The following is a 19,387-nucleotide window of genomic DNA, read 5'->3' as shown; positions in this document are numbered from 1 at the left end:
GGAACGACCATGGTAGACGTAGGCAGCTTTCGCAATGCAATGGCCATGCTGGGCGGTGCCGTGTCGGTTATCACCACCGATGGCGTGGCGGGTCGGTTCGGCTTTACCGCCTCGGCGGTGTGCAGCGTGACCGATTCACCGCCCACGCTGTTGGTGTGCATGAACCGGTCCTCCCATTCCAACGAGCATTTCAAGCGTAACGGTTCGGTGTGTGTGAACACCTTGTGTGGTGATCATCAGCAACTGTCCGGCGCCTTTGCCGACCGCACGTTGACGATGGATGAACGCTTCGCCGTCACCGAGTGGATCACGCTGGAAAGCGGTGCGCCGGTGATGCTCGACGCGCTGGTGAATTTCGATTGCCGTATCGCGCAAGTACACGAAGTGGGGTCCCACAGTATTTTCTACTGCGAGATCCAGACGATTCGCCAGAGCGGTGCTGACGAGGGGTTGGTGTATTTCAATCGGGCCTACCATCGTCTGGGCCAAGCGTCGAAGGCCTGCTGAGCCTGCCGCGGACGGGCGTGAGCAAGCCAGCGCCGTTTCCTTTTAAAGCGTTTGAAGCTGCGTTATGATCCCGCCCGCTGCGCCATAGTCGGTACCTGGAACGCTGAGTGCCGGGTGGTGACAAGAAGCCCGCTAACCACGGGCTTTCTGCTGTCAGGCATATGGCGAAAATCGTGCTGAAAACTTTTTTAAATAAAGTGCATTTAAATCAAGACATTACGATTTTTTGGTGTATGATGCGCCCACACCGAAACGAAGGGTGATTAGCTCAGCTGGGAGAGCATCTGCCTTACAAGCAGAGGGTCGGCGGTTCGATCCCGTCATCACCCACCATTCGCTTCATGTGTTACGCGCAGCGGTAGTTCAGTCGGTTAGAATACCGGCCTGTCACGCCGGGGGTCGCGGGTTCGAGTCCCGTCCGCTGCGCCATATTTGCTTCCACTAAGGCCCACTGAACGCCTGGAAGCTACGGAAATAGCGGCCTTGAGCCGCTTTTTTCGTTTTCTGAATTCCACTGGAATCCATCTCCAGCCACGGTTTTTAAGTACACATTTAAGTACACCGCTGGCACAGCCTTTTACGATTCCTTGCGCATCAATTTTCGTATTGGCCCGTCTACCGCTGGGTTGTATTCCCCTCCTTGATGCAAAAGGAGGTGTCTGATGGCTCTGACAGATACAGCGATCAAGCAAGCCAAGCCCGCCAGCAAGCCTTATACGTTAACTGATGGGGATGGCTTATCTCTTCAAGTGCCCACGACGGGTTCGAAGCGCTGGCATTTCCGTTTCTATTGGCATGACAAGCAATTGCGTATTTCCCTTGGCATCTATCCCGACGTCAGTCTCAAGGAGGCTCGCCAGCGGAGAGAGGCTGCACGTGCGCTGGTGGCCAACAATATCGATCCCCGCTCACATCGTCGCGCCGAGCGCCAAAAAGCCTCTCACGCCGCCAACAACACCTTTGAAGCGGTTGCTGGTCGCTGGCATGAGTTCCGAAGTAAAAAACTGACGAAAAGTAGGAAGGGCAGTGCAGGACAAGCGAGCAAATACCTGAAGAAGGACATGCTGCCGTGTTTGGGCGATCTTCCGATCTCAGATATTTCTCGGGGTGATGTGCTGGAGGTCATTAGGCGAATTGAGCGCAGAGGGGCGCTGGTCTCTGCTCGAAAGGTACGCACCTGGCTCAACCAGATCTTTCGTTTTGCCATGGCGGAAGGGCTCGTTGATGTGAACCCAGCAGCAGACCTTGATATCGTTGCCGAGACGCCGCGGCCAGTTCGCCATAATCCCTTCCTCCAGGTAAATGAACTTCCAGGACTGCTCAGGACCGTCACCCAATATGGGTGTGCAGAAGCGACACGGCTTGGTATTCGTCTGTTGCTGCTGACAGGGGTTCGTACAGGAGAGCTGCGGGCGGCTACGCCAGACCAATTCGACCTCGACAAGGGGATCTGGCTGGTGCCGCCGGAGGGTGTGAAGCAACTCCGGAGTCGTGTTCGAACACAGGGGAATGAGATCCCACCTTATGTGATTCCACTGTCTATCCAAGCAATTACAATTGTGCAGCGGCTAATGCAGTTAAGGGCGCGCGGTGCGCGGTACCTGCTGGTTCACCGATACGAACCGCAGGAAATGATCAGTGAAAATACCCTTAACACCGCGATTAGCCGTATGGGTTACAAAGGAAGGCTCACCGGGCATGGCATCAGGGCCACCATCTCAACGGCGCTCAACGAGGTTGGCTTTGTAGAAGAGTGGATTGAGGCGCAGCTTTCACACGCTGATACCAACCAAATTCGGGCTGCATACAATCATGCAGAATACGTCGAGCCGAGACGTAGGATGATGCAATATTGGGCGGATCTAATAGATGCGCTAGAGGGCGGCCTTTCTCCGCCTACGCCCGAAGCATACATGCCACATACCGGGCGAATTTCAACGGGGTGTCCGAGTGCGCAGTGGGAGTCGGCTGATTAATAGTATGGGGTGCTAGGGGTCGAGTGTTCGAATCACTCCGTCCCGACCATATTTTTCAATGACTTAGCCCAATCTTCACCGGTTGGGCTTTTTCATGTCCGAAAAAATACTCCCACATTTACTCCCACGGATATTCTGGATCTAGTTGGCTTCGGCGTCTGGAGGAGTGTTGTGAGGCACCGCATTGACCCGGCATATTTCAGCGAATTATCTGTAGCGCCGAGGCACCGATGTCGGCGACTTAGCCTGGTTTGGATCATTGGCGACCAGCAGTTGCTTTGTATTGATCCGGGCAATCTGGCTTTTTCGTCGGTTTGAGCATTTGACTCAACGGGGTTTGCCGGCTGTTGTCGTCAGGCCCTGAGACACCGAGGTTGCGACCGCTGAATCCTCGAAGTCCGCGTCGCGTCCATTGCGGCCACTTTTTCAGGCGTATTTCAAGGCCTGCTCCGAGCTGAGGCTTTTCCCAAAGTGCGCGGGCAGTAAGCGTTGCATCCATTCATTGTGCTCGCTGTGGGGCGATCAAGGCTGTTTCAGATTTTTCCGTTATGTTTTTCGTCATAGCAATACAGCTGCTCGTCAATCTCCCTCAGTGGGCGATTAAGCTGCCGGGCCAGGTCAGTCAGTTGCTCGGCATAGGCGATGTATTTTTTGTAGTTGTAGGTCCCGTAGTAAGGCTTTGTGCCAGTCAATGCTCTGTAGGCTCTGACGTCGATGATGGGAAACAGGTCTGGCCTGATGAACTTGAGTATCGAACTCGCCATCGGGAAGCCGATGCCCTGTGCGAGGACGAGCTGGTCGATGACGTCCTTTACGAGTGGATCTTTCAGGGAAATATTTGGGATGGTCGCGAGGGCATTGAGTTTTTCAAGGGTTGCAGGCGGTACCGAGAGCACTCTGTTGGATTTCCACAGAGATACGCGGCGCAATTCGTTCTCGGTGATAGCGCTCGAATTGTTCAACTGTGCGTGCAGTACTGCGGTCTCTTCATCATTGTAGGAAAAGGTGAAATCCAAGGCTTCGTTTTGCTTGTCAAATGTCCTGTATTGGCGTTTTGTGCTCATTGCTGAGTCCTTTCGGTGAATGTCGTTTCCTTGCTCGTGGCGCTGTTTGCTTGAGCCATCCAGGGTGCCGGTCTGTTGCGTCAGCGAATGAAACCATCAGCAACAGTTCTTGTGTAGAAGATCGCGGCACTTTGCTGTTCAAGGTGTCCTCGCCTGCAGCAAGAGAGGCAAGGGCAGACAGGTCGGTGGAGGATGTTGTGGCCACCCTCGAAAGCGTGTCCCGATCTTGCACGAGGTGCAGTTAAAATGAGCTCCAAGTGAACAGGCGCAGCTGCTCGTGACGCAAATTTTTTGCGCTATCTAGCAACAAAGAGTGGTCGCCTTCTGTCGGTGTCGGGTGTACAGCAGAGCGGCTATCTCCTCCGTTGGAGGATCAAGGGTACAGTTTGAAAACGCTATCACTGTAGCGTTGTTGTTCACTGAGATCTTCAACATCCAGGCCGTAGGTTCGAAGCAGCCATCGCGACGTTCCGCCCGGTTCCCCGCCAACCTCGGAACGCCCGTGAAGACCAATGCGGTTGTTGACGATGACAACATCCCCAGGCGCTACTACCACTGAATCGGCACATTTCAGGCAGGCTTGCTCGAAACGCCCTATGGCTTGGCTAGCTGGCGATGAATCATCTTCCGCCACTGCAGCACTGTGGCTGAAGCGAATCCAGTGACCATTGTCTCCTACGAAGAGCAACTGGACTCCAGGCAAGGGTTTTAGGAATTGGCAGTCACTGCCAAAGAGTTTCTTGAAACCCACCCTGAAGGTCTTTTGCGGCCTGAGGACATACTGGGGCTTTGTCAGCTCTTCTACATCCTTGGGAGAGAGCAGGGCAAGCACCGAGCTCAGTGGCATCACCGTCGTACTCACACTGTCGGGATTGCGTAATCCACTAAGGCAGACAAAATCAGGAGACGGGGCAAATCGCTTCTCAAGCTCATGTTCTTGTCCCCGTATGGGGAAATAAACGCCGTCGGTGTGACCACGCATGTCGCCTTTGGACTTGTTGGCAAAATCGCCATCTCCAGGCAGGACGACGAGGTTGACAAAGAGGTGGCCATCATTTTCAGAGCCATAGGAAACCGTCTGCGCATTCAGCATCGCGAGTGCAACGATGGCTGCGGCGCGCGCAGCGATCGTGGCCGGATGCTCCGGGATAGGTACGAAGGCTGAAGGTGTTTCGGGCAGAGCAGTCGCTTCAAAAACGTTGCGCAGATGGATTACTGGGTGTATCCAGGCTCGCTCTTGAAGAGCATGCAGCGAAGTGCCGGCCTCAATCAGCGCTGCCAACACGGGTGGCGTGAGCTCGGTCGCCAGCTGGACAGGATCGGCAAGTCCCTTTTGGCAGTCCTCGATTGAGTTCGTTTGCATCCACTGCGCTACTCCACTGCGCACGGCGGCCGAAAAATGAGCGTCGATCAATTGTGTCCCTACTGGCTCAGGTGATATAAAGTTGATATACAGAGCGCAACTACGATACACCCACGCGTCCATGATGACCAAGCCTACCATGAAAAGTGATATCAATTTGACCTCCGCACCGCTCAGAATGTGGGGTGAATACCTGACATGGCTTTCTAGCGCTGGCACCTTTAGTGGATCGGCAGGGAAGCATCAATGCCTGCTCCCATTACCTGACGGTCAAACCTTGAAAGTGGAGGCTCAGAGCCCTGAGTCGCTTGCTCGACAGGTAATGGCTCAGCTGTCAGCAACCGTCAGTATTTCGGCTATTGCTGACTGTTTAGAGCAAGCAGGTCACGTCTTCTCTGTCCAGGATGGAACGCCCAAGGAGATCGCAATGGAAAGGTGCTATGTGCCATCGGTACCTCAGGCGTCACAAGCCCCTCGAGAGGCTGCAAACTCCACGAAAGAGGCTATGCAGACGATTGGCGTCTACACCAGCAAGGCGATGCATGAGCAGATCCGCAAAGTCGCTGATGCCCGCGACGTCAAGAAGTCAGTGCTTATTCGCCAGCTGGTCAAGCAAGGGCTCGATGCATTTGAGGGCGCGATTGAAGATCAAAGCCCAAAGAAGCTGCTTGAAGCGTACGAGCGAAAAATGAATGCCTATTCGGGCGATTCAGAGCAGTGGATGGCGCGTCTAGATAGATCCTTCAGCCTAGAGATCAAGTTGACTGCTAAGGAGTACAGGAAGTCGGCTTCTCAGGTCGTTGGATTCTTCGTTGCAGAAGCACTCTCCCATTGCCCAGAGGTTCAGCACATTCATGAGACCGTTGCTCAGGTGCTAACAGCCGAGGAGGTTACTCATGCTCGTGAGACAATCAGAAATGTTGCTGGGGTAAAGGCAGGGCGACTGGGTGAAGCAATCGGAATAGGTAACGTTAGGGCGCTGGTCAACCAAGTTCTGGGTGGTATCGCACGCGCGCCCCAATCCTTGTTAGCTAGAATGGCAAAGGAGTTGAAGCTCTCCACAGAGGCCATGGAGGCGGCGATGGCCCTCAATTTCGAACAAGCGCCCCAGAGATCTTATAAAGCACCGAATGGCAGCCCACGAGAGCTCATGGAGCCCGTCAGTTGGGCAGAGGCCGTTAAGGCTTTACGTCTATCGGAAGCGGAAGAAGGTCGACTGTTAGCATTCGAGGATCAGGATGAATCCATTTGATCGCGCGCGTCTCAAGGCTCAGGAAGTCCGCGCCTCGTTAGTGGAATCCAGCGGTAAAGCCTATCCCGCCAGCGCAGAATTACTCGCGGGCGTCGAGACCGTTCTTGAGTTAGCTGTTGATGAGGTTCCAGCTAATCATTTCGACCTCGGGGGTGGCGATGGTGTGCTGCTGCGATCGATTAAAACGATCCTGATTCGTAATGACGTACGGCCGGATGAACGTGTGTATTTGATCGCGCACGAGCTGGGTCACTGGTATCTGGATTCTCCCCAGGCGCCGAGACCATCTCGCATTCCAAGTTCAGCCGGTGCGGAGGCAGCGGGTGGCGCGGCGGCCATTGTGGATGGCTACGGTGCCTGGGAGCGACAAGAGTTGAAGGCGAATGTCTTTGCTCGTGAACTGCTTTTGCCTCGGTCAGTCGTTCATCAAGCTTGGGCGAACGGGTGGCGAGCGAGACAGATAGGCACGCACTTCGGGTTGGGGAAAGAGCTTGTGCGTCAGCAGATGGCAGATGCGCTACTGCTTCCAGAGATGGTTCCAGTGGCTCTCACTCAAGCGCCAACCCCAAGTGACGCACAACGTCTTGCCGCACAGGCCAGCGAACGTTACGTCAACGTGGTCGCAGGCCCGGGTACCGGTAAGACGACAACTCTGGTTCATCGTGTCGCACACTTGATCAACGATGGAGTCCAGGCCAGCCGGATACTCGTCTTGACCTTTACCAACAAGGCGGCTCAGGAACTGATCGAGCGACTGACCGTCGGTAACGTACCGGATGCCTCTCACGTATGGGCAGGAACCTTCCATGCTTTTGGGCTCGAATTTCTGCGCAAGCATGCCAACCTGTTCAACCTATCACCCCAGATCAAGATCGCTGATCTGTTGCAACAAGTGCGCATGATGGCGGCTGAACTGCCGAACATTCAGCTCGCTCATTTCTTCAGACTGCAAAATCCTTACGATTGGCTGCCTGACGTACTCAAGATCATCCACCGGCTCAAAGAGGAGCTGGTTTCGCCCGATGAATACGAGCGGCTCCTGGCCAGCTTACCTCCGGTTGAACAGGAAGTGGCCAACGAGCGGCAGGACATCGTTACGGTTTATCGAGCTTACGAGCAGGTGATGCGTCGTGATGGCTGGGTGGATTACGCTGACTTGCTCGTGATACCTACGCGAAAAGCGGCTGAGGATCGCGCATCCGTTGCAGAGTTCTTGGATCAGTACGATCACGTGCTGGTAGATGAATACCAGGATGTGAACTACGTCATGGTCGAACTGGTGAAGCGACTCGGTGCGTTGCATAAAAATCTCTGGGTCGTCGGGGACGTCCGCCAAGCTATTCACCATTGGCGAGGTGCATCAATTCAGAGCCTGCTTAGGTTTGAGCACGCCTTCGCAAGCGGAAACCAGCGTTCAATTCAATCCTATTCGCTGGATATTAACCGCCGCAGCTCACCTGAAATTTTGGCCTTGGTTCGACGCGCCGGAACAGATCATGTGCTTGAACAAGATCTGCCATTGGACAATGTCACTGCTAGCCGGCGCTCCACTGGCGTAAAGCCCATGCTATTTCAGAGCGAGGACAACGCCGGGCAGATAAACACGGTTGCTCAAAAGGTATCCGAGGCCGTTTTGGACGGCTATCCATACGGTACGCAAGGTGTTATCAGCGCTACCAATGGACAGCTCGAGCAGTTGGCCAAAGGATTGGAGGGGGCCGGCATTCCCGTCCTTCATATAGGCGACCTGTATCAGCGAGCCGAAGTTAAGCCATTTCTTTGCCTCATGCAGCTGCTGACTCAGCGTTCCCCGGCAGCTTTATATGGCTTGCTCAATGATCCCGATTTGAGCATGCCGACGGCCGATATTGAAACCCTGATGGCGCTGTCAAAGACCGGCGTGGTATCCCAGCGGGGGAGATGGTTAGGCAAGCCCATTGCCGGGCTTACCCCGAGAGGAGAAGCGGTGGTCACCCAGCTCCGAGGTTTGCTGGGGCGGATGACCCGCAGCACCCGCCCCTGGGATTTCATATGCGAACTCTTGTTCGAGAAAGGGGTTGGTCTGGCAAACGTGGCTGATCAGTCCACGCCGGCACAAATTCAAAGATTGGCCCTGTGGCTGTTCCTCTACGGTGTCCGCAATGGTGATGGCGTGGGTAGCCAGGCCACCCTATACAAGTTCCTGGTTCGCGAAGACCTGCGTCGGAGAATCAACCAGCGATCATTGGACCGAGCGCTCCCTCCCGAAGCTGCGGCGATCGATGCCGTCACCCTCATGACCATCCACGGCAGTAAGGGACTTGAATTTCCCATCGTGCACGTGGCCAACGTGGAGAAGTCCCGTTTCGGTGCCGAGGTGTCGGGGCAAAGAGAGAATCACAACGAGGTGCTTCTTCCTCCAGAGGTGCTGAACAGCACCTCGCAGCAACGCCGTAAGGAGGAAGCCATTGAACGTAACAACCTCCTGTACGTGGCGCTCTCGAGAGCCAAGGATCGTCTGAATATCTACACCTGCACGGAGAATCAGAACATCCCCTCGCTGGTAAAAGATCCTAACCTGGTCTCGGTGCACATAGGGCGGGCAGTGCGGGTTGCCGGGCGCGCCGCCGTGCCGCCAACCAGTGCCGCGGCAACGGTTGCCTTTACGGCATTTGATTCATTCTTGAGCTGCCCACTGAAGTACCACTACGCGCATGAACTGACGTTGCCCGCAGAGCAAGAGATTGATCTCTCTATGAGGGCACGATCTGGCGTCCTGGCGGGATTGGAGTACGCGTTCAGAGATGGTTTGTCAGCAGGAGACGCGTTCTGGAAAGGCTGGATGGAAAAATCACTGCCGATGCCGGATGAAGATCAATTCCTGGTCAACGATGGTTGGCGCGCGTTCAGTGCTGGAGTGAGCATCCAGCAAGCCGCCGGCGCCTCTTACCTGCCAAGCCAAAACGCTGTGGTGAATGGCTTGACGATTTCGCTACCTTGGATGCTTGAGGAGCCGAGCGGAACTATCCATTGGCTTCGGACTGGTATGGCGGTGATGTACGACGTCAAACACGTCCGTCCGATGATGACCAACATGGGCGGCCGGCAGCGCCGATCTTTGACCCTGCATTCGCTTACCAGTGGTCGGCAGGAAAACTGTATCCCGTCGAATAGGATCAATTCGACGAACGTCTTCAAGGCCGCTGAAAAACTTCGAGGTACAGATCGTTCTCCTATACAAGGCTACCACTGCCTTACCTGTGCTTACGCTTCGATCTGTCCGCAAAAGCCTTGATCGTAGGCGTAAGTGTAAGAGGGAGCGTCTGTCGACGCTGCCCATGATGGGGGGCACTTCATCTTTGGGGGGCAAGCAGTATGTCGGTGGCAGGTATGACCTCGCTCCTCATCCGTCAATCACTGCGCAGCTCTTGCCCGATTCCCCGTAAACGCTTGAGATCAAAAAGCGGATTGCCGTACAAGAAGCTGGGCGCCGTCGAGTCACTTTTCTTGGAAGGTCTGGAATGCTCATGGTCTGGAAAAAATGGCAAGTCCGGATGGTCCGGTGCGGAGTCCGCGCGGTACACCTCCTTGGTTTCCCCAGGCTTGTACAACATGTAGGCGTAGTCCGTCAGCGTGTTCAACCGCAGTAACCAATGCCATCCTCCGGATAGCTGAACTCTCAAGTGCCAGCCACGTCGACGCTTTTCAGCCGTTCCCACACTGCCGCCCAGACCCTCGGCGACCAGTGCGTGCAGATGCGCAATCAGATCATCGGGAATTGCGTCGCTGCGCTTTACCTCCGGGATGTTCAGCGACATTGAAAAGAGTGTTTCAAGGAATCGCATCACGCTAGGGTGTGCGCGCGCGATTTCTAGATGGGGCCCGCAAAGCGGCAATTGAATAATTACACCTTTGTCGGCATCGCATCCTATTGTTGTACGAGCACTGGCAACTGCGGGTGCCATACAGGCTACACAATTGCCTATGCCGGAGAGGATCACTGAATGGGAGACCGAGGTGTTCTGAAAGCGACCTTCAGCCAAAGCTGTTGGCTCCAGAGTGGTTTGCGTCATCCAGGTGTGCCAAGCCTGGTGCACGGAAATGGCTGCCTGCGTATTTAACCGGTCATAAAGTGCCCTAGTTGTGGGAAGTGTTATCCAGTTGATTACATCCACTTCATTGGCGGCAATACCCCGTTCGCGCTCGAAGCGATAGGTGCGCAGACAACCGCAATGTTCGGTCTGCATAAACACTAGTACCGCTTCCTGTGTGTCACGAATCCAGAATTTCAACGGCGCAGTTTGAACAAGCTTCTGCCAGATCACTTCTTCGTGGGTCACGCTTTCAATGACGAATGGTAGTCGCTTGGCAACAGAATCAAAATTTTTGAAGGCCATCGAGGCGATGTATAAATCGATTGTTGGGCCGTCGGGTGCTTCGCCCTTGAGCTCCTGGATCAGTGAGTCAATGTTGAAAAGTCGCCACTGTTTATGGTTTTCCATTCTAGGTTCCTTTGCGGATCTAAAAGAGCATTACACCTAAGCCGGGTCCCCCATACATTTACGCCGACATGTATGCTTCCCAAAGGTTAGGTGTGACATTCGGCAACAGCGCTTCGACGGGCGATAGTGTATAGATGACGGACCCGTTGGCGCCTCGCATGAAGCCGGAAGCGCGGATTCCCGCCCAGAACAGGGCAAGATTTTTGTCTCCTGTGCAGAGCATGATCTGTTCTTGTGGGAACAAGGCATAAAAATTGATCAGCAGTTCCAAAGCGCGCAAATCTGCCAGAGCGTTGTAAGCGTCCTCAGCGGAGTAATGTCTGGAGGGCTTGATCAGGCGCTTGGCCGGACCAGCGCCGTTCTCGACACAAACAATGCTCAGGGCGGCAAGCACGACCAGCGTATGTCGCTGGAGGCCGCAGTCATGGGCAGCCTCAAGCACCTGACGCCAGATCTCTGCGCGACGGCGGGAGCTGATAGGGGACTGTAGCCTCGGAGCCACCTGACACAAGAACTGCACTTTGCGCGCCATACTCTCGCGCATGTCTTCCAGCAGCCCGACAAGACCTTCGACCGCGGAGTCCGGGGTGAGCTGGGCCTCCGGCAATGCCACCCGGACTTTTCTACTGGCCTCGGCCCATTGCTCAGCGACTTGTTGGGGGGTGGGGATCCGCCGTTTGTTGCCTTCCAAGGCGAACAGCCCAGGATGGATCCGTACAGGCTTGCCTTGGAATAGATCGAGGAAATCCTCTCCAGCACGGGTCTTTTTCCCGTCTCGGTAGCGCGACGCAAGCTCGCTGATCGTGCAACGATCGGGCATTACCACCATGTCCTCACGCAAGGCCAATCCAGATGGCAACCAACCACCGCGGACCAGGCCGATGGCCTTATTCGCATATTGGCTTTCTAGGTGGGTGCGAAGGTTGGCCATATCCCCGATAGACAGCTCTAGAATGTCGTTTTCGACGATGCGCGCACCGGACCAGTTCAACGGGATGTTGACCGGTCCATCAAGCTTCATGCCGGCAAGGTCGGAGTACCTCAGCGGCTGTAGCTCCACGCCTTCGAATGTGGTAATTCGCCCGGTGAGAATGCCTTCTGCATCCTGCTCTTTGAAAATCCAGACCCCTGTTGTTTGCGGCTCTTGCTGACTCCCCATGACCAACGGTTCCTTTAAGGTAATTGGAAGTCTTGGATCCCCAGATGCTGGCAGCACGCAGCTTGAACTCGCGGGAATAGACCTTTCTTTCGTTCATGGAGCCTCCAAGTTGCCGAAATCATATCGCCCTTAAGAGGTGTCCGGGATACTTGACCAGTTCAATCCGCCGCTGAAGCCATCATTATCGGAGCGCCGAAGGGGCTTTAGGGGTCGTAAGCCTGGGAAAATCACGACCACGAATGCAGCGTTTCAAATGTCTTCACCTTGCTAGGATTTCATCCATTAAACTGCTGTCCCCTTAACCAGACGTTAGTTGCGAAGTATGCTCAGCCTGAAAATGTACCCGGCCAAGAACGGTGACGCATTTCTCATCAACGCGAATGGCAATCACTTGTTGGTTGATGGAGGATTTGCAAGTACATATACAAATTACATCGCCCAGGATTTAGCTGAGCTTTCCCGTCAAGGCAATCGAATAAGTCTGGTGGTGTGCACCCATATTGACGCGGATCATATAGGTGGGCTCCTAGCATTCTTTTCAGTCAATGGCTGCCCCGACAGCCGAGGCATTGAAGTGGACGCCGTCTGGCACAACAGTCTGCGCTCCTTATCCTCCCAGCCTCAGGGACCTTGCATGCCTCAGGATGCGAGGGTCCTCGAATCCATCAAGCGCCGCGGCTTCCCTTTGGCGGCCGAGCGTGCGGCCGATCCAATCAGCGTCCGGCAAGGCAGTTCACTGGCCAAGCTTCTCAGGATTGAACGCTACCACTGGAATGATGGCGACGGATCCCAATGCATAGACAGCCGCGTCGCTGCGCTCGACCTACCGAACGCTGTACAGGTTAAAGTGCTTGGCCCAACAGCCGAACGGCTGGAGAGCCTTCGAACCTGGTGGCTGAGAGAGATGAAGAAACTTGGCTACCGAGGCGTGGGGGAGGCCAGCGATCTCGTGGATGATGCCTACGAAATGTGGTGTGCCCATGATTCTCAGTCGGCCGCTCCCTGCATTCGACCGATTGCAGCACAGAAAGATCTTCAGCTTACCAAGGTGTATACAGCTGACACGTCGATTGCCAATGGCAGCTCCATCGCTCTCCTGCTTACGGCAGGGAAGGCGAGTGTTCTCCTGTTAGGTGACGCTTGGGCTGAAGATATGGTCGCTGAGCTGAAGCAACGACAGACGGACGGAGGGATACAGCTGTTTGATGCCATCAAAATTTCCCATCATGGCAGCAATCACAACACCAGTGTGGAGCTGCTGGCTATGGTAGACGCCCCTTGCTTCCTGATTTCCACTGATGGCAGTCGGCATGGTCATCCGGACTTTGAAGTTTTGGCGGAAATCGTAGACCGCCCCGCGGCCTTTGAGCGCAGGATCTATTTTAACTACGAAACCGCAGCCTCGCAGCAGTTGCGCACTTACACATCGAAGTCCCACGCGCGTTTTAGCGTGCATGTGCCTGAAGGTGAATGGATTCAAATAGGAGAGGCAAACACGTGACGGAAGAGGCGGTCAAACAGGCCACATGCATGATTTCTGGGGTAGGGGATGCAGGTACAGGCTGGCTCATTGCGCCCACGCTCGTGCTGACAGCTCTTCATTGCGTAAAAGCTACCACTGCGGAGGGAGGGGTCATCACTGTGCGTTTTGGGGCGGGCGTCGCAGCGATTGAATTCACAGTGGTTGTTGAAGCGCACGACGACGATCTCGACGTCTGCCTGCTTCGCCTGCCTGTTCCTCTGAATGTGGAGCCCATTGCAATAGATATCAGCCTCCCCCGAGTGGGCGAGAAATGGTATGCGTTCGGCTATCCTGCGACCAAGCTTGATCTTGGACACGCCCTCAACGGTGAAGTCCAGCAGGCCTTGGGCGAATTGGTCCATGGAGTGGACCTCGATCTCTCGGTCACGCCGGGCACCCATCTTTCAGGCTATCACGGACTGTCAGGTGCAGCCCTGATGGTTGGCCGCGTTTGTCGAGGCATGCTGAGGCTGAATGTCGACACAGCCCTAGCGGCACTCAGCACCGATAAGCTGCGAGCGTTCCTCGATGCCAACGGCTTGCTTCCCGAAATCTCCGCCGAATCTGGGATAAGCACTCCACATGGTTTGCGACCGGAATTTGACGAGGAGTTTGAAACCCGACTGGCGAGTATGAATGGAGGGTACCTCGTTATCGAGGGGGCGCATGGCATTGGCAAGTCGACGTACTGCAGGCGGTACGAACCCAAAAAACCACCACTCGAAGTATTGGGGGTTTATGCGTTTTCAGAGCGCGGTCGAGGGATAACGCCCGCGCATCAGGCTCAGCCGGAAGTATTCTTTGACTGGGTAAACTCATTGTTGTCGATGGACGTGAGCGGCAAGCCGGCCAGACTGCGGGAGCTCACATACTCTCAACTTATCCGAAACACTCATGAAGCTCTTCAGGCGTTGGCCAACCGTTGCGCTGTGGCGGGCAAGATCGGTGTGCTGTTTATCGATGGTTTGAATGAGGCTGTCGGCGTGAGTACGGATAGTCTCCAGCGCTTTGTAAGCCTTCTGCCATTGGCACTCCCTCGTGGGCTCGTGATAGTGATTACTGGCGTAGGCTTGGACGCGCATGCAAGCGGCATTGGCTCGCTGTTGCAAGCCGCTGAACGCCTGACTCTTCCTGCCCTCGAATACGAGAGTCAGCGTGGGCTATGCGTCGAGTTGCTCGATCCTGGAGTGGTCACGTCGAATCTGGTGACCATGCTGTGCGAGCGGGCCAAGGGCCACCCACTTTACCTTCGCTATCTGGCGGATATGGTGAACGGGGGCGCGAGCGAAGGCGATATCGCTCAGTTGCCCGCATTTAGTGGGGCCATCCAGGACTACTACGAGACCCTGTGGGGTCAGTTACTGCCGGACAAGGACGCGGTTAACCTGCTCGGCATTATTGCTCGGCTGCGTTGGGGAATCTCTGTCACTGACCTGACAGCCATGCTTTTGCCGACTGAGAGTGCGGTCTACATACCAACGCTGACTCGAATCCAGCACTTACTCTCTCATTCGGGTAGCACCGAGATATATCATCCATCCTTTTCGGAATTTGTTGCGCACAAAACATCAGCCGTGGACCAGCTCTTGCAGGAGAGACTGGCGACCTTCTGCAACGGCTCTGCAAGCGGCGACTACGGGTCGCTGAATAGGATCTATCACGGCCTGCTCGGAGGAACGCAGTCGCAATTGCAGGCAATTCAAGGATGTCAGCAAGCATGGGTGGACGCCTCCGTTTTGCTCGGGGCAGAGCCTGATGTACTGCTAAGTGACATCGACGAAACGCTTAGCGCAGCCACGCGTATCGGTACGGCCACCGATATGGTCCGATTACTGCTTTTGTCCCAACGATTGACCTTTCGTTACGACACCCTGTTCGCGCAATCAGCTGAGTTGGTGGCGCTGGCGTTACTTGCGCTCGGGAAAACCGAGGAAGCGCTGCGCCATGTCATTCGTAACGGACGGCTCATAGTCGACGCTCACCAGGCATTCAAAGTCGTCAACGCACTGACCCGGATGGGCAATACTCGCGAAGCTTTAATCCTTCTGGAAAAGGTTGAACTCACACTTCTTGCGATCTTTGAGCAATGGCAAACCGAAGGCAGCATCGAGACTGACCTGTTGATCGATACGGTCCAATTGCGGTTACACGGATTTGGCTTGGCAATAGCTGCTGGTGGGCAACCGCCTGTTAACAATTTTCTTAACGCGGTTGTGAAGGGGATTGTGCGCGCTCCCAACACTCCGTTCTCCGTCGAGGGGCAGCTCGAGATTCTGCTGCAGCTGACTGGCAACCTGAGGGGCACGGTGCTCTGCCTGAATAGCCAGTATAGGCCCGTCTCGCAGCTTAAACTCCCTGACAAAGATCCCGCACAGGTTTTGCAGTCGCTGCTACAGATACTGGTTCATGCAGAAATGAACTCGCGGATGTACGGCGTACGGCTGCCAAGAGAGGTAATTGACCGGCTGCTGTCCGACCTGGAGATCTTCAGGGATGCGCCGCTGTCCCCTAAGGACGCGCGTCTGATCTTTGTTGATACGCTGATTGAAACTGGCGCAACTGGGCGCTTAGTAAGCAAGTGCTCAGAGGGGGTTGTGGGCACCAGAGAGATGCTGACTTTTTACAAGACTAACCGTGCTGATCCCGATGTCGTAGGATTTCATGAGTCTTATCAGCAACTGCGCGCAAGCTGCTTTCTGAATGAAGCCCTGGCAACGCCAGTGGCCCAAATCGTCAAGAGTGATGACTGGGAAGGATCGCTGCAGTCGATTGCTTGCGCAATTGCTTGGAGCGATGGGGCCGCGCGAAGAGCCAAGGCAGCCGGTGATCATGCAGCGCTTGATCAAGTCTGGTCATTTATGGCGGAAGTCGTTCTGCCGTCATGCTTCTTTCCACTGGCTTCTCGAATCCAATGGCAGGGCGCCTATACCATCCCAGAAACCGTCATTCCCTTGCTGCACGAGCGCTTGGCAAAATTGATGCTGGACTGCTTCCCCCTGCAGGTTTCAGTGTTTCTGCTGATGCTCGATGAGGCATTTGACAGCCAGTTAGGCCTCTACAACGAAGGTTTTCGCCAGACGCTAGCAGTTGTTGCCGAGCAGTTCATTGCTGTGAAGCTTGAGGGTGCCACGGCTGACGCTCTGTTCAATCTGGTGATCCGTTGGAGGGACTATGTCGAGGCTAATGTCGAGAACAGATTTGAGCTCGTGCCGGAGCTACTGCGCATTGTCCCTCTTCTTGCGCGGCTAGACTCGGCGGAAGAGGCGTTCAATACCTACCAGTCGGCGCTGCGTTTTTCGATGGGCCCGAGTTGGTATAAAGAGGACCAGCTCTCTCTGATGTCCAGTACCCTGGAGTCCCTCCCTGTTGAATCGGCAGTACCAGCTGCATCGCTTGCTCAGATTGCCGCTTACCTGGAGCGAGCCAGTGGGGAAATGACATTTCAGCGTTATGTTCGGGCGGACAAGGGCTGCTTCATCGCTCAACTCTGTCGGCGATCGTTGTACGCTGACGCCATTCAATATTTCAAGCATCAGTCCTGCGGGTCATTGGCGGAACTGTTTGTGCAAGCAGCAGCCGGCAATCTGGACAGGGTTTCACCTCTGATTGGTATGCGATTCCCTGGAGGTGCGCTGGAAGAGCAGGCGGCGCTGCTGGCTTTGCTTCGTCAGGTGTCGACCAAGGCTGACTGGCGTGTTCGCTGGGCCCTACTTGAGGTGTACCAGCATGGGGATGAACGACACCTGGGTGACTGGGGCCAAGAATACGCACTCATAATTGCTGAGTTCGCAGATGATCCAGCTAATGTGGCTTGGGCCATTCGACGAATCCACGTGATCGCTCAAAGCATGTACTCAGAACGGGCGTGGATGCTGCTTAACGCGCTAGTTCCTCTATTGCCTCCCCATGTGAAGTCGGACTTTACGCGCTTGTTGGAGAAAACCGAAACTCACCTAGGGCCGGCCCGCCTTGAGCAACTCGCCTCCATGTTTGGGCTGACCCCGGCATTGCGTAGGACAACCCAAGCCGGGACGGACAAACCAGAAGTCCAGCCAAGTTCTTCCGATGCAAGCGAGGATAAACTGTACCGTCCAGGTCTCTTTGGAAAGATGTCGGTTGAAGAAGAGGCTCGCGCTTCACTGGAGGTTGCACGCTCCCTCCTGCGGCGTCGGAATTCGTCCGCCGCGGTCAATACGTGCATTGACGTCCTGCGGAAGCTGCAAGCTGGAGGCTGGTCCATTTGGTCGAAAACCCATACTGGGAGTGCCGCAGAGAATTTGATCAAATCAGTGGTTCAAGACGGCAACGAGTTAGCGCGTCTCTATGGTCCCCTGATGCTCGAAGAGCGCCATGCTCAGCGTTGGTGGGTCGCATCCCACCTCATCGACGTGGTAGCCGCTAAGGTTGACGCTACGCAACAAGCCGCCTTGCTTGGCATTGCCATCGAACATGTTGGGCAAATGGTGGGTGAGGCGTCGAGTGCGGCGTTTGAGTACCTCAACGGTTCACTGATGGATGCCACGGAAGCCCTTTTTGAACTGCTGCTCTGGACACTTGATCATCCTGCTTGGGAACGTCGAGATAGCGGCGCGGCGATGCTGCTTTGGTTAGCCTCTGCTAACGACACATGGCTGCCTCAACTGGTGAAGCTTGCATTTTCAATGGATCCGCGCAGCCGAGCAGATATCGCCGCAGCGGTATTTGACGTGCTCTCGCACCGCAATCCGACCTTGTTGTGGCAGCGGATAGCGCCGCATGTCGTTATCGCTGATGTGTTAGCGGAATGCCGTCACGTGGGCAGGTTTGTCACGCTCTTGCGCATTGCGCAACGGGCGAGTGAGCAGGGCGGCGCCGGTGCGGCTGAGGTTGTGTCGGCAATGAGCTCAAGTGTTGCTGAACACCCGGCATCCGTTCCTGCCGAGAATAAAGAAGTGCCTGATTATTTTCCGCAGGAACTTCACGAGCTTTGGTATACGTTAGCAGAGCTCGGTGTATTTACTGAGGCATCTATGCTGCAAATGGAGGCGGTCGTTGCCAAAAGCTGTTTGCCCCTTTCCGTGGATGTGGCGAAGCAACTAGAGACGAAGGTCGCCGAGGGCTTCGGGGAGCCTAGTCATCTTTCGACAGATCGTTGGGCTGGGAAAATACGCTATAGCCTGAACACAGCACTGTTTCGTCCCATGCCTGTCGACACATTTTTGGCAATAGAGGCGGAGCTCCGCACCTATAACCCAAGCACCGTTTCGTCACCGAAAGATGGTAACAAGTTGCTCGCCGGCCTAGTGAGTGCGCTCGAAAATGGAACGGAGCAGCATTACCGGCCGTCCTGCGATGGCTTGGTGTTTTTGGATCTCCAAAGCTTTGTCGAATTAGAGGGAAGACCAGCGTTTGTTGAGCTCATCTCACATTTGTTGCCACCAGATCCGAGGCAGGCACCCTATCCCCCGATCTATGGGTTCAAATCCACTGAGCTTCCGCCTGTTTTCAATGACGAGCAGATGGCTGTCTGTGTCAGAGCTATGCCAGTCGTAGCGTACTTCGCCTCTCTAAGTCCGGCCATTCCTACTTACCGGTTTACCCAGCTCATCGGCACGACCTCATCTGCGACTCTCAGATATCATTGGCGAGATGGCAGCACCGTTATGAGCGCCGGCTGCAGTCGCCGTTACGAGGCGGCACTGCTAGCAGTCCATCGGGGAGCGCTTACGCTTCCCCCTGGTTGGAAAATTGCTTGGATGTTGCGAGTTAATGGGGACGTAAGGGCTGTTCTGAATAATTTTTAACACGGGGTGTTTTCCATGATGGATTCTTTCGAAACACCCTCCACACGGGCCGAATTCGAAGAGCGGATGGGCTATTCGGCGGAACAGTGTCGAATGGGGCTCATGCACTTTGCCAAAGGCCTTCGTGGCCCTGATAGCCTAATGAAGGTTAGGTGTTTGCCCAATGGTAGGATCGATTTGCTTAGCATTGACGAATCAGCGCGTCTGCATGCAAACATGATGCATAACATGCGTGGCTTCGTGCCACCCGATGAATAATGGAGTGATATAGATTCAGGGT

At 55.0% G+C, this 19,387-nt stretch carries 11 protein-coding genes and 3 tRNA genes; 10 read left to right on the top strand and 4 right to left on the bottom strand.

Annotated elements, in window-relative coordinates; all coding sequences use genetic code 11:
* Nucleotides 1–9 precede the first annotated feature (9 nt).
* The 5 genes from V6M90_RS12595 to V6M90_RS12575 all read left to right on the top strand — a co-directional run bounded on the left by V6M90_RS12595 (nt 10) and on the right by V6M90_RS12575 (nt 2,532).
* The gene (locus V6M90_RS12595) at nt 10–507 is read left to right on the top strand and encodes a flavin reductase (protein WP_003172935.1); all 498 of its coding nucleotides are present in this window, start codon (nt 10–12) and stop codon (nt 505–507) included.
* Between the two features lie 257 nt (nt 508–764).
* Nucleotides 765–840: transfer RNA gene (locus tag V6M90_RS12590), tRNA-Val, on the top strand.
* Nucleotides 841–859: 19 nt separating this feature from the next.
* Nucleotides 860–936: transfer RNA gene (locus V6M90_RS12585), tRNA-Asp, on the top strand.
* A gap of 233 nt (nt 937–1,169) precedes the next feature.
* Nucleotides 1,170–2,483 (top strand): tyrosine-type recombinase/integrase, encoded by a 1,314-nt coding sequence (locus tag V6M90_RS12580; protein ID WP_332846605.1) that lies wholly within the window; start codon nt 1,170–1,172, stop codon nt 2,481–2,483.
* Nucleotides 2,446–2,532 (top strand) — tRNA-OTHER (locus V6M90_RS12575). The genes V6M90_RS12580 and V6M90_RS12575 overlap by 38 nt, the downstream gene beginning before the upstream one ends.
* A 484-nt stretch (nt 2,533–3,016) precedes the next feature.
* On the opposite strand, the gene V6M90_RS12570 is transcribed toward V6M90_RS12575, so the two are convergent.
* The gene (locus V6M90_RS12570) at nt 3,017–3,547 is read right to left on the bottom strand and encodes a hypothetical protein (protein ID WP_332846604.1); all 531 of its coding nucleotides are present in this window, start codon (nt 3,545–3,547) and stop codon (nt 3,017–3,019) included.
* 373 nt (nt 3,548–3,920) lie between these two features.
* On the bottom strand, nt 3,921–4,961 hold the full coding sequence (locus tag V6M90_RS12565; protein WP_332846603.1) for a TauD/TfdA family dioxygenase: 1,041 nt from the start codon (nt 4,959–4,961) through the stop codon (nt 3,921–3,923).
* 73 nt (nt 4,962–5,034) lie between these two features.
* On the opposite strand from V6M90_RS12565, the gene V6M90_RS12560 reads away from it, so the two are divergent.
* Together V6M90_RS12560 and V6M90_RS12555 are read left to right on the top strand one after the other, a co-directional pair.
* Complete coding sequence (locus V6M90_RS12560; protein WP_169894246.1) at nt 5,035–6,162, top strand: hypothetical protein; 1,128 nt, start codon at nt 5,035–5,037, stop codon at nt 6,160–6,162.
* A complete protein-coding gene (locus V6M90_RS12555) occupies nt 6,149–9,436 on the top strand; it encodes a UvrD-helicase domain-containing protein (RefSeq protein ID WP_332846602.1) in 3,288 nt (1,095 codons plus the stop codon). The genes V6M90_RS12560 and V6M90_RS12555 overlap by 14 nt, the downstream gene beginning before the upstream one ends.
* Before the next feature lie 115 nt (nt 9,437–9,551).
* On the opposite strand, the gene V6M90_RS12550 is transcribed toward V6M90_RS12555, so the two are convergent.
* Entirely contained in the window at nt 9,552–10,643 is a 1,092-nt protein-coding gene (locus tag V6M90_RS12550; RefSeq protein ID WP_332846601.1) for a hypothetical protein, read from the bottom strand.
* Between the two features lie 58 nt (nt 10,644–10,701).
* Nucleotides 10,702–11,802: a hypothetical protein gene (locus tag V6M90_RS12545; protein WP_169894249.1), complete on the bottom strand. Its 1,101-nt coding sequence runs from the start codon at nt 11,800–11,802 to the stop codon at nt 10,702–10,704.
* 322 nt (nt 11,803–12,124) lie between these two features.
* Here V6M90_RS12545 and avs1a point away from each other — a divergent pair, with 322 nt between their 5' ends.
* From avs1a to avs1c, 3 genes are read left to right on the top strand one after another with little or no spacing between them, the layout of a single operon-like run.
* Nucleotides 12,125–13,303 carry an AVAST type 1 anti-phage system MBL fold metallo-hydrolase Avs1a gene (gene avs1a / locus V6M90_RS12540; RefSeq protein WP_310168442.1) on the top strand — a complete coding sequence of 393 codons (1,179 nt, stop codon included), beginning with the start codon at nt 12,125–12,127 and terminating at the stop codon, nt 13,301–13,303.
* Entirely contained in the window at nt 13,300–19,107 is a 5,808-nt protein-coding gene (gene avs1b, locus V6M90_RS12535; protein WP_332846600.1) for an AVAST type 1 anti-phage system protease Avs1b, read from the top strand. The genes avs1a and avs1b overlap by 4 nt, the downstream gene beginning before the upstream one ends.
* Nucleotides 19,108–19,122: 15 nt before the next feature.
* The gene (gene avs1c / locus V6M90_RS30170; RefSeq protein ID WP_408637304.1) at nt 19,123–19,365 is read left to right on the top strand and encodes an AVAST type 1 anti-phage system protein Avs1c; all 243 of its coding nucleotides are present in this window, start codon (nt 19,123–19,125) and stop codon (nt 19,363–19,365) included.
* Nucleotides 19,366–19,387 lie beyond the last annotated feature (22 nt).

Source organism: Pseudomonas lactucae (assembly GCF_036688725.1).
Lineage (GTDB): Bacteria > Pseudomonadota > Gammaproteobacteria > Pseudomonadales > Pseudomonadaceae > Aquipseudomonas > Aquipseudomonas lactucae.
This window is presented reverse-complemented; position numbering and strand designations above follow the sequence as displayed.